The organism is Lacinutrix sp. 5H-3-7-4, assembly GCF_000211855.2.
In the GTDB taxonomy this organism is placed as follows: Bacteria; Bacteroidota; Bacteroidia; order Flavobacteriales; family Flavobacteriaceae; genus Lacinutrix.
This window is the reverse complement of record NC_015638.1, coordinates 1,945,774-1,957,815: the sequence shown is the minus strand read 5'-3', so window position 1 is coordinate 1,957,815 and position 12,042 is coordinate 1,945,774. Positions and strand designations below refer to the sequence as shown.

Here is a 12,042-nt window from a genome sequence, read left to right as displayed (position 1 = left end):
CAGTTGGTGATTATAGAAACTCACGATATTGCATGACGCGAAAATCGAAAGTTGAAAAGTCTGGATTTTTAGATTTTAACTGTTTATACAAAGGGTTGCTACCTATTGATATATTTGCTGCTCCAGATGCAGAAGTTAGAGATATGGTTTTAATTATACGTTTCTTTTTTAATTTCTTTTTAGGTTCTGCCAATACAAATTGATGCATTTTAGGCGTTTCTTTTGAAATTAATTCTAATTTTAAGTTGTATGTTTTTATATGTTTTCTAAAAAAATATTCTGGACCATTTTTAGAGTTTCCTCCTGTAAATAAAAGCGTATCAATTTTAGGATATTGTTTTAAATACGATACTATATCACGAAGCACAATGTTTTTCATTCCTAAATCTGAAGCATTAATTTTATCTCTCTCGGCACTTTCTACAATATCACAAACACCTATTTTATTAGCTATTAAAAAAGCTTTACGCTGTTCTACTGCTTTTTGTGAATTATTATAGAGCAAATTAAGATTATGAATTTTATCTATAAATAACCATAGCGAATTATAGTAACTACCATAACAAAAGTCAACATCTTTATCTAACAATTCGCCTGTTGAAAATCTTGGCGGTGGCAAAGTACCAACTATTAATTTTGTAGTATCGTGCTTTATAAATGGTTTATATGGATGTTTATGTTTAAACATATTATTTAAGCAGAGACAATAGGAAAATTACATGTTTTTAAGCAACTTCTCTACCTCTGCAACTGTGCTTCTAAATTTTTGCTTGTTAGGCTTTGTCATGTGTTTTGCTTCGTCTGAAATCTCTTCTAGTAACACTTTTGCCTCGTTTGTTTTATTTCTATTAATTAAAAACTTTGCCAATACTAGGCGCTCGTTGTAATTATCGTAACGAACATCTATTGCTTTTAGTTGCTGCTCTGCAGCATTAACTTCTCCCAATTGCTCTAAAGCTAAGCCGTATGTAAATTGAGTTTTAGATTTTTTAAATTGTGCGTCTTTTTTTATAGCGTTTGCGTAAGCGACTGCTTGTTTATAATTTTTAGCATGATAATTTGCTTTAACTAATTGGGCTTTTAAAAAATAATTGTTTTGGCTTTCGTCTTTTATAGCATCTTCATAATATTTTATAGCATTTTCAAAATCATTCATCTCGAAATAAGCATCGGCTAAATTGACTTTATTTTGGTATGTATCTGAAAATTCTAATTGTTTTTTTAAATCGTTTACCCGTTTTGTTGGCACTAAAATATTAGTAATGTTTTCTTGAATTTTATTAGCATCTCGCTTGTTATAAACCTGGGTTACCAAGTAAATTATACAACCTATTAATGGTAAAAATATAATAAGAAAAATCCAGTAATAATCGTTACGGTTTTTAATAAGATGATATATACAAAACGCTTGAAACGCAACAATAAGGTAGTATGCCATTAGTTAAATTAAGTTTAAAGTCTAAAGATAATAAAACAAATCCCTAATTAATTTATTACCTTTATAAAAAGCAAAAACTATGGGAAAAGGAGATAAAAAATCGAAACGTGGTAAAATTAGTCGTGGTACTTTTGGTGCTCGCAGACCTAAAATTAAAAAACGTGTTCGTCCTGAAACTAAAATAGAAATCGATAAAAAAATTAAACCTTAATTACCTTGTAAAGACTAAATTGTGTTCGCTTGACAACTCGTCACTTAAACCGTAACCTTCTACTGTAAAGCCTTTTAAATCTTCTATTGTTTTTGCATTTGTATCTACAATATATCTTGCCATTAAACCTCTTGCTACTTTGGCATAAATGGCTATAATTTTATATTTACCGTCTTTAAATTCTTTAAATTCTATATTGGTTACTGGTACTTTTAATGCTTTTGTATCTATGGCTTTAAAGTATTCTTTACTGGCTAAGTTTACAAACACCTCATCGTCTTCTAGTTCATTATTTAAATTTTCAACTATGTCTTTTTTCCAAAACTCGTATAGGTTTTTTTTGGTTCCAACTGGCATTTTTGTTCCCATTTCTAAACGGTAAGCTTGTATTAAATCTAATGGTTTTAAAACGCCATATAAACCAGATAGTATTCTTACAGTGTTTTGTAAGGTTTCTATTTTATTTTCTGGTATTGTATATGCATCTAAACCTCTGTAAACATCACCATTAAAGGCATAAATGGCTTGTCTTGCATTGTCTTTATTAAATGGTAATTGCCAATCTTGATTACGCTGGTAGTTTAATTGCCCTAAGTTGTCGCTTATATGCATAAGCTTAGATAGACTTTTAGCAGATTTCTTTTTTAAAACTTTATTTAGTTTTTCGGCTTGATTTAAAAATGAAGATTCTGTTGTTTGTGTTGTTGGCAAACTGGTTTCAAAATCTAATGACTTTGCTGGTGATATAACTAATTTCATATGTATACGTTGTAACCTCTAGTTTTTACTATGGGTTTTAATTTTAAATTTATTATGTACTTTTATTATAGCACTAAATTACAAATAGTATAAGCTTAAAAAAAATGGTGCTTATCGTTTTTTTTAATAATGAAATTTGAATTTATTATCGTTATTTTATTTGCGTTAGCGATTGCAACGGCATCCTTTTTTTGCTGCCATATATGGCAAAAAAAGATATAGTGTAAAGCGCGACCAAAACAAGTTTTTTCTGCTTGTTTTGGTAACGCCCTAATGTTCTAAATGTGAAGCATAACCGCGCCATTTCTCGATACAGGCTTGCATATCGTCTGGAACTGGTGTATTAAATTGCATGATTTTGCCTGTTTCTGGATGCTCGAATCCTAGTGTTTTTGCGTGTAAGGCTTGACGTGGCAATACTTTAAAGCAATTGTCTACAAATTGTTTGTATTTGGTAAAGGTTGTGCCTTTTAGTATGCGCTCGCCGCCGTATCGCTCGTCGTTAAATAAGGTATGCCCAATGTGTTTCATGTGCACACGAATTTGGTGTGTTCTACCTGTTTCGAGTTTGCAGGATACTAAGGTTACATAGGTTAAGCGCTCTAATACTTTGTAGTGTGTTACGGCTGGTTTTCCTTTGTCTGCGTCGTCATCCATATAGACCGTGTTTTGAAGTCGGTTTTTTGGATGACGGCCAATATTTCCTTCTATTGTACCTTCGTCTTCTTCCATATTTCCCCAAACAATGGCTACATATTCTCGCTCGCTGGTTTTGTCTTTAAACTGTTTTGAGAGGTGCGCCATGGCGTGTTCGGTTTTTGCTACTACTAGCAAACCACTGGTGTCTTTATCTATTCTATGTACCAATCCTGGTCTATCACTAGAGTTTTTTGGTAAATTATCGAAGTGATATATTAATGCGTTTATTAAGGTGCCTGAATAGTTACCATGTCCTGGATGCACTACCATTCCTGCTGGTTTGTTTACTACTAATAATGTATCGTCTTCGTACACTATGTCTAATGGTAAATCTTCTCCAACTAATAAATTCTCAAATGGTGGATGCTCAAAAAGTACTTTAATAACATCTAACGGTTTTACTTTATAGTTAGATTTTACTGGTTGATCGTTAACGTAAATATTGCCTTCTTTTGCTGCGGCTTGTATTTTATTTCGTGTTGCGTTTTCAACTTTATTCATTAACCATTTATCTATGCGTAAAGGTGCTTGACCTTTATCTGCAATAAAAGAGTGGTGCTCGTATAAACCAGTATCTTCATCTGGTAATTGTGGTGTGTAGTCTGCCATTATTATGAGCGATTACCGTTACCTAACACCAAATCTAACGTTGATGTTTTAGGGAGTAACTCGCCAGATTTTACACTTTGGTTTTTATAACGAATGCTTCTTACCTCGTCTTTTCCTAAGTGGTCTATATATGTTATTTTTCCTATTTTAAATCCTAATGCCTCAAGTGTTGGTTTGGCTTGACGAAACGTTCTACCTACTAAACTTGGTATTGCTATTTTTCTATATCCAGATGGATTTAATGTAATGTAAATTTTTCTATTCTTTTTAACGTCTGATCCTGGTTTGGGATCTTGATCAATTACAGAGTATTTTGGGTAATCTGGATTAAAATTAGCACTGTCTTGAATTTCCATTACCAAATTGTTTTCATCTAATTCTATTTTAGCAACGTCTATAGATTTTCCTTTTAAATTTGGAACCGTTTCAAAATTACCATGATTTGTAGATATGTTTAACCACTTAAGTATGATAAAACACAAAACAACTATAGCGACTACAGCTAAAGCTAGTTGCTTAAAAAAAACTTTACTGGTTAAAAATTTAACAATACTCATTGACGAATTTATTTTAAAAATAGTGAGACAAATATATAAAAACTAAAAGGTTTTTTGTTTGATACAAATAAATGATATTTTTACCAAACTCAATTTTATATAGAGTTATTGTATTTACAATAAAAACCCAAGTACATTTATATAATTAAACAGTTTTACCGCTTTCGCGGAATTTTAAGATGAAAAAAAATATCGCCATTATAATGGGTGGCTACTCTAGCGAATACCAAATTTCACTAAAAAGTGGAAATGTGGTTTATAATACATTGAATAAAGAAAAATATAATGCTTACCGTATTCATATTTTTGAAAACAAATGGGTTTATGTAGATGCTAACGATAAAGAATACGCCATAGATAAAAACGATTTTTCGGTTTTAGTAAACGAAACTAAAATTACTTTTGACTGTGTTTTTAATGCCATACATGGTTCGCCTGGAGAAGATGGTTTTATGCAATCGTACTTTAAACTAATAAATTTACCACAAACCAGTTGCGATGCGTACCAAGCTGCATTAACCTTTAATAAAAGAGACTGTTTAAGTGTTTTAAAACCTTATGGCATTTTAACTGCAGAGAGTTACTACCTAAATTTAGGTGATATAATTAATGAAGACCAAATTATAAACAAAGTTGGTTTACCTTGTTTTGTAAAAGCGAATAAAGCCGGAAGTAGTTTTGGGATTTCTAAAGTACATGAAAAAGAGAAATTAAATGCAGCTATAGACATTGCTTTTAAAGAAGACAATGAAATAATTATAGAATCGTTTTTAGATGGTACAGAAGTTTCCGTTGGTGTTATAACTTATAAAGGTGAAACTAAAGTTTTGCCTATTACAGAAATAGTTAGTGAAAATGATTTTTTTGATTATGAAGCCAAATACCTTGGTAAGTCTCAAGAAATTACACCAGCAAGAATTACTAAAGAACAAGAAAACAAAGTAACTACTGTTGCAAAAAAGATATATAATGTTTTGAAAATGAAAGGCTATACACGTAGCGAATTTATTTTTAAAGATGGTGAACCTCATTTATTAGAAATGAATACAATTCCTGGGTTAACCAACGAAAGTATTTTACCTCAACAAGCCGCTGAAGCTGGTATAACAATGGAAGCTTTATTTGATAGTGCTATTGAAGAGGCTTTAAAAAGTTAATATTGTTTATATTTATAAAACAATAACCCTAACCAGCAAGTCAATGGTATTTTTTGGAAGAAAAGCTTCAAAACTAAAAGATGGAAGAATTAGCAATGTAAAATGCCCAAGTTGTAATTTGCAAACTAGTATGGATTATTCTGTATTTGGTAAATACGCGCATATTTATTGGATTCCAACATTTCCTATTGGCAAAAAAAGTGTTTTTGAATGTACAAGCTGCAAACGCTCCTTTGAAAAAAAAGAACTAACCCAACAAATTAAACATAAATTTGACCTAGAAAATAAGCCCAACTTTCCAATTTGGTACTTTAGTGGCGTAGCAATAATTATAGGTCTTATTTTTATTGCTTTCTGGCTATCTAAACAAAATGATTTAGATAATGAAGATTATATTAGCGCACCACAAGTTGGTGATGTATATTCAGTTAAAGGTAATCAAGAAGGTTATTATACTTTAGCAAAAGTAACTAAAGTTACTAACGATAGTTTACACCTTATATTTAACGATTATGAAACCGATAAACGTACAGGTGTTAATAAAATTGATAAAGATGAAAATTATACTGTAGGTCGATTTAATTATTCTAGAGCCGAAATTTTAGCTCTTTTTAAAGACAATATCATCTACGATATAGATAGAGATTAAATAAATACATTAGTTTATAATGTAGATAACAAAAGCACAATGAAACGAGCACTTTTTCCGGGATCTTTTGATCCAATCACTCTTGGACATTACGATATTATTAAACGTGGCGTAAAACTTTTTGATGAAGTTATTGTAGCCATTGGTGTAAACTCTGAAAAAAATTATATGTTTTCTTTAGAAGATAGAAAACGTTTTTTAGAAGACGCCTTTAAGGATGAACCTAAAGTAAAGGTAGTAACTTATAAAGGTTTAACCATAGACTTTTGTAAAGCTATGGATGCCAAATTTATATTGCGTGGATTAAGAAATCCAGCAGATTTTGAATTTGAAAAAGCTATTGCACATACCAATAGAAAACTATCTAAAATAGAAACAGTTTTTCTTTTAACCGCTGCAAGAACATCATTTATAAGTTCTAGTATAGTTAGAGAAGTTATTAGAAATAATGGCGACTACACCGTTTTGGTTCCAGATAGTGTAAGAGTAAAATAAAAAAAGCGAGCCAAATGGCTCGCTTTTTTTATTAGAATTTATATTCTGAAAGCGGTTTTGGGAAATCTTCTGGATTTGCCGCTAAATGATAACGAGGATCATCAACATCTTCTAAAATAACACCTCTAAATTTTGGACTAGCTTTGTATAACAGGATTTTACAATCTTCACTTAAATGTTTTAGCTTAATGTTTTTTCCTTCAGCTTCATATTTTTCTACTAAATTAAAAATAGCTTCTATTGCAGAGTGATCACTAACTCGAGATTCAACAAAATCAATTTCTATATTTTCTGGATCGTTTTTAGCATCAAACTTCTCATTAAAAGCTTGAATACTTCCAAAAAATAATGGTCCCCAAATTTCATAAACTTTAGTTCCATCTGCTTTTAAACGTTTTCTTGCTCTAATTTTCTTGGCGTTTTCCCAAGCAAATACTAATGCAGATATTATTACGCCAATAAAAACAGCAACTGCTAAGTCTACAAATACAGTTACTAAAGATACGGTGATTAACACAAAAGCATCAGACATTGGTATTTTTTTAAGTATTCTAAAACTAGACCAAGCAAAAGTTTCAATTACCATCATGAACATTACACCTACTAAAGCTGCAATTGGTACCATTTCAATTAATTTATCTGCAAATAATATAAACGACAATAGCGTTACTGCCATCATTATACCAGACAATCTACCACGTCCACCAGCATTAATATTAATTACAGTTTGACCAATCATACCACAACCACCAGTGCCACCAAATAATCCAGAAACTATATTTCCTGCGCCTTGTGCAACGCATTCTCTATTTCCATTTCCTCTAGTTTCGGTTAACTCATCAACTAAATTCATTGTCATTAAAGACTCTATTAATCCAACAGATGCAGCTAAAAAAGCAGGTAGCGCAATAAACTTTAAAGTATCTAAATTAAACGGAAGCTTTTCCCAAAGCTCCATATTTGGCGTAGGAAATTCTCCTTTTAAACCTGTTCCACCACCTTCAATTATATAAGATCCAACAGTAGAAACATCCATATTAAAACCAATAACGATTAAACTAGTAACTAGAATTGCTGTTAAAGCTGCTGGTAATTTTTTTGTAAGCTTAGGTAATAACCAAATAATAGCCATAGTTAATAGCACTAAACCTATCATGGTATACAACTCGGTACCTTGCATATAAGTACCTACATATTCTTTTACACCTGCATCTGAAACTTTTAAAGATTTATGAGAAAACATTTTTACCTGAGCTATAAAAATAACTATAGATAAGCCATTAACAAATCCCATCATTACTGGATGCGGTATTAACCTTACAAAGCGACCAAGCTTAAATACACCTGCAAAAATTTGAATAATCCCCATTAAAACTACACAAGCCATAAGGTAAAAGAAACCCATATTCTCTATAGGCGTATCCATTAACATACCTTTTGTATGACCATCTGCAATCATACTTACAAAAATTACGGCTACTGCTCCTGCTGCTCCAGAAATTAATCCTGGTCGACCTCCAAAAATAGCAGTAATTAAACCTATAATAAATGCTCCAGACAAAGCCATTAACGGATCTATTTGAGCTACAAAAGCAAAGGCAACAACCTCTGGAATCATTGCTAAAGACACAGTGATTCCTGCTAATACATCGTCTTTTATATTTGGTGTAATTTTTCTAACAAACTCTGTCATTATTTCTATTTTTTAAAGGTGCAAAAGTACGATTATTAAGAGATTCACAAACGCATATTCCTATATTTGTTAAACTAAAAATTACTAAATCGTTTGAAATGAAGAAAATATTAGCCACTTTACTACTAATATCTGGTTTAAGTTGTGACTCTAAAAAAGAATACGACTTTACAACAGTGTTTGAAAAAACTAAAGGTTTTGAAACCGCAACTTACTCTCAAACTATTAATTTTTATAAAAACTTAGCTAAAAAATATAATACGATTTCTATAGATTCTATTGGTGCTACAGATTCTGGAAAACCATTACATATAGTCACATTTAATAAAGCCGCGAATTTTAATTTTGAAACCATAAGAAATACCAAACGTACTATTTTAATAAATAATGGTATTCATCCTGGAGAAAGTGATGGTATAGATGCAACAATGATGCTTTACAGAGACCTTGCTAATGGAAAAATTAATACACCAAAAAACACAGTTTTAACAACCATACCTATATATAATATTGGTGGTAGTTTAAACCGAAATTCTCATTCTAGAACAAACCAAAACGGACCAAAATCTTACGGTTTTAGAGGTAATGCTCGTAATTACGACTTGAATAGAGATTTTATTAAAACTGACACCAAAAATGCAAAAACATTTGCTGATATTTTTCACCTAATACAACCTGATGTTTTTATAGATAACCACGTAAGTAATGGAGCAGACTACCAATACACATTAACACATTTATTTACGCAACATAACAAACTGGGTGGCGAATTGGGTAATTATATACAAACTTTTATGATGCCTGAATTAGAAAAAAAATTAAAAGATAAAGCATGGGATATTACACCATATGTTAATGTTTTTAATAATGTTCCCGAAAAAGGTTTTAGTCAATTTATGGACTATCCTCGCTACTCTACCGGATACACTTCTCTATTTAACACCTTGGGTATGATGGTAGAAACACACATGCTAAAACCTTACAAACAGCGTGTAGAAGGTACATACGAATTAATGAAAAGCATGATTGAAATCACCGAAGAAAACGGACAAACAATTAAAAACTTAAGAGAGAAAGCGAATACTAATTATACAGCAAATTCAAAATATCCTTTACAATGGGAAATTGATACTTTAAAAAATACGGTTTTAAATTTTAAAGGTTACAAAGGAAACCAAATAACCAGTAAAATTACAGGAAGCAATAGATTAAAGTACGATAGAAACCAACCATTTACTAAAAAGGTAACTTACAACAATTACTTTAAACCTACTTTAAGCATTACAATTCCTAAAGCATATATTATCCCACAAGGATGGCATGAAGTAATAGCAAGATTAAAACGTAATAAAATAGCACTTATTGAACTAAATAAAGATTCTACAATACAAGTTGAAAGTTATAAAATAAAAGATTTTAAAAGTCGAAAATCACCTTACGAAGGTCATTATCTTCACTACAATACAACTATTACAAGTACAACTGAAACAATTACTTTTAGAAAAGGAGATTATATTGCAACTACTAATCAACCAGGCGTAAGATATTTAATTGAAGTACTAGAACCTCAAGCTCCAGATTCATTTTTTAATTGGAATTTTTTCGATACTATTTTACAACAAAAAGAAGGTTTTTCTCCTTATGTGTGGGAAGATAAAGCTTTAGAGATTTTAGAAAACAATCCTGAATTAAAACAGAACTTTGAAAATAAAAAATCTCAAGACATAAACTTTAATAAGAATTGGTACCAGCAACTGGATTGGATTCATAAACAGAGTGAACATTACGAATCGGCTCATTTAAATTATCCTATATATAAACTTAAATAAAAAAAAGCCGTTGCAAAGTGCAACGGCTTTTTTTACCAACTATTTAAAAAAATTATTTACTAACCTGAATCTTTTTACTAAAGCTTCTAAAGTTAGATTGGAATTTAACAATGTAAAGTCCAGCAGATAATGCGTTTGTATTTACTTGTGTTTTTCCAAAAGTAGAATTATCAAACATACCTTTAATAACTTGTCTTCCGTTTAAATCATACACTTGGTAATGCATTACCTCTGCATCTAATAAAAGTAATTCTACATTTAATTGATTTACAACTGGATTAGGGTATAATTTAATATCAACATTCTTATCTTCAAAAATCTCTTCTGTTTTAGCAACAACTTCAACTGTTTCTTTTTCTGTATTCAATTTTAAAGGTTGTTTAACATCTTGGCTTGCTGCTCTTTCGTTAACGCCACCAGTAATAACAGATATTTGAGCTCCAACATCATCTAAAGAAGCACATACATTATTGTTAGTTATTGTATTTAAAATATCTGATGCAGTAGTTATTCCAACTGTAACTGTATTTAAATCTAATAAAGAAGGTTTGTAAACTAATAAGTGTACACCATAAATTCCTGGTTGAGTTAGCTCTGCAGATAATCCTGTATCCCAAGACACAATAGTTTTATTAGGACCTGTAGATATTACCGTACAGTAATTGTAACCTTCTGGTAATACAGCATTTGGTCCTGGTGTTACTTGTACTGTTGGGTTAAAAAATGGCGAAAGTAAAAATATAGAACCATCTGTATTTGTTGTTCCTGCATTTGCCTCACAAACTTCATTTACAGCATCTACTAATGTAAAGGTTACTACATCTTGGTCGCATAATGAGCCATTACAATAGTTTCCTGTAAATAACGAACCTTTAACTTGGTAAGTTCCTTCTCCTAAAAACCAAGCGCCGTTTCCTGCTGGAAAAGTATAAGGTAAATAGTTTTCTATTGTACTATAAGTTTGTCCTGTAGTGGTGTTAGTCACTTCAAATCTTAAGCTATCTGAGTCTCCGTTTACAATTCCATCTATATAAAAATTGTTAGGTAAATCGTTTAAATTATAAACACCACCATCTACAATTGTAGTTGCAGGATCTGAGCCATTTGTAAATTGAAATTCTGTAATATCGCCGCAAGTATCTTCATAAATAGTAAATGTTATGCATATATGATCACATTTTGTACCTGAGCAATTATTGTATTTATAAACTTCAGAATAAAACTGAAATGTTCCTGTACCTAAAGTCCAAGCCGTATTACCGCTTGGATATGTATATGGTAAAACATTTTCTCCATTAGTATAAACAGCACCGGTATCTAAATTTATAATTTTATTGTATGCACTTTCGGTCATTCCAGATACTAAAACATCTACATAAAAATTATAAGGCAAAGTAGAAATATCATAACTTCCACCGTTAGATATGTTTACAGTGTTTGTTCCGTTAGAAAATGCTAAACCATCAATTTGCCCACAGGTTGGAGTATTTGTTAAAGTAAAACGAATAGTTTCTGTATCACAAGAATAACTTTTGCAACCATTATATTTATATAATTTTGCTTTAACCTCATAAGTTCCAGGACCATAATTCCATGCTCCATTTCCACCTGGAAAAGTATATGGTAAATAGTTTTCCTGTATAGTTATGTATTGTCCTGTATTAAGGTTTTTAACTCTAATTCTGGCACTTTGAGAATAACCGCTAACTCTAACATCAACAAAAAAGTTGTTTGGTAAATCTCCTATAGTATAAGTACCGTTGTTTGTAATGGTAGTCGAGGAACTTCCATTAGAAAATTTAAAGCCTGAAATGTTACCACAATGTGTGTAAGCCATAGCAGACGTTGAAAAAAGAAAAGCAAACATTAAAAACAGACCTGCTGAAATTGTTGCTTTCCAAGTTGGATTAAGTAAAATTCTTCTCATAATTGTAAATTGGATTAAT

The 12,042-nt window shown here is 31.0% G+C and carries 12 protein-coding genes; 5 read left to right on the top strand and 7 right to left on the bottom strand.

All coding sequences use genetic code 11. The annotated features are described in order from the left end of the window. Nucleotides 1-10 precede the first annotated feature (10 nt). Together LACAL_RS08665 and LACAL_RS08660 are read right to left on the bottom strand one after the other, a co-directional pair. Nucleotides 11-688 carry a uracil-DNA glycosylase family protein gene (locus tag LACAL_RS08665; protein ID WP_013870349.1) on the bottom strand — a complete coding sequence of 226 codons (678 nt, stop codon included), beginning with the start codon at nt 686-688 and terminating at the stop codon, nt 11-13. 27 nt (nt 689-715) lie between these two features. Beyond that, nucleotides 716-1,438, bottom strand: a complete 723-nt coding sequence (locus tag LACAL_RS08660) for a hypothetical protein (protein ID WP_013870348.1) — start codon at nt 1,436-1,438, stop codon at nt 716-718. Nucleotides 1,439-1,517: 79 nt separating this feature from the next. Here LACAL_RS08660 and LACAL_RS15185 point away from each other — a divergent pair, with 79 nt between their 5' ends. After that, nucleotides 1,518-1,649: a 30S ribosomal protein THX gene (locus tag LACAL_RS15185; RefSeq protein WP_013870347.1), complete on the top strand. Its 132-nt coding sequence runs from the start codon at nt 1,518-1,520 to the stop codon at nt 1,647-1,649. Here LACAL_RS15185 and yaaA read toward each other — a convergent pair whose 3' ends face one another. The 3 genes from yaaA to LACAL_RS08645 form a co-directional block, all read right to left on the bottom strand. Next, nucleotides 1,650-2,408 (bottom strand): peroxide stress protein YaaA, encoded by a 759-nt coding sequence (yaaA, locus tag LACAL_RS08655; RefSeq protein ID WP_013870346.1) that lies wholly within the window; start codon nt 2,406-2,408, stop codon nt 1,650-1,652. A gap of 270 nt (nt 2,409-2,678) precedes the next feature. Further along, nucleotides 2,679-3,716 (bottom strand): RluA family pseudouridine synthase, encoded by a 1,038-nt coding sequence (locus LACAL_RS08650; RefSeq protein WP_013870345.1) that lies wholly within the window; start codon nt 3,714-3,716, stop codon nt 2,679-2,681. A gap of 2 nt (nt 3,717-3,718) precedes the next feature. Next, complete coding sequence (locus LACAL_RS08645) at nt 3,719-4,273, bottom strand: PASTA domain-containing protein (RefSeq protein ID WP_013870344.1); 555 nt, start codon at nt 4,271-4,273, stop codon at nt 3,719-3,721. A 179-nt stretch (nt 4,274-4,452) separates the two neighbouring features. Here LACAL_RS08645 and LACAL_RS08640 point away from each other — a divergent pair, with 179 nt between their 5' ends. From LACAL_RS08640 to coaD, 3 genes are read left to right on the top strand one after another with little or no spacing between them, the layout of a single operon-like run. Continuing rightward, a complete protein-coding gene (locus LACAL_RS08640; protein ID WP_041301419.1) occupies nt 4,453-5,430 on the top strand; it encodes a D-alanine--D-alanine ligase in 978 nt (325 codons plus the stop codon). Nucleotides 5,431-5,473: 43 nt separating this feature from the next. After that, the gene (locus LACAL_RS08635) at nt 5,474-6,079 is read left to right on the top strand and encodes a zinc-ribbon domain-containing protein (RefSeq protein WP_013870342.1); all 606 of its coding nucleotides are present in this window, start codon (nt 5,474-5,476) and stop codon (nt 6,077-6,079) included. Between the two features lie 39 nt (nt 6,080-6,118). After that, nucleotides 6,119-6,574 (top strand): pantetheine-phosphate adenylyltransferase, encoded by a 456-nt coding sequence (gene coaD, locus LACAL_RS08630; RefSeq protein WP_013870341.1) that lies wholly within the window; start codon nt 6,119-6,121, stop codon nt 6,572-6,574. A 31-nt stretch (nt 6,575-6,605) separates the two neighbouring features. Here coaD and LACAL_RS08625 read toward each other — a convergent pair whose 3' ends face one another. Then, the gene (locus tag LACAL_RS08625; protein ID WP_013870340.1) at nt 6,606-8,267 is read right to left on the bottom strand and encodes a SulP family inorganic anion transporter; all 1,662 of its coding nucleotides are present in this window, start codon (nt 8,265-8,267) and stop codon (nt 6,606-6,608) included. 98 nt (nt 8,268-8,365) lie between these two features. On the opposite strand from LACAL_RS08625, the gene LACAL_RS08620 reads away from it, so the two are divergent. Beyond that, on the top strand, nt 8,366-10,096 hold the full coding sequence (locus LACAL_RS08620) for a M14 family metallopeptidase (RefSeq protein ID WP_013870339.1): 1,731 nt from the start codon (nt 8,366-8,368) through the stop codon (nt 10,094-10,096). Between the two features lie 52 nt (nt 10,097-10,148). Here the strand turns inward: LACAL_RS08620 and LACAL_RS08615 are convergent, their stop codons facing one another. Further along, nucleotides 10,149-12,023, bottom strand: coding sequence for a T9SS type A sorting domain-containing protein (locus tag LACAL_RS08615; protein ID WP_013870338.1), 1,875 nt, complete (start codon nt 12,021-12,023; stop codon nt 10,149-10,151). Between the last annotated feature and the right edge of the window lie 19 nt (nt 12,024-12,042).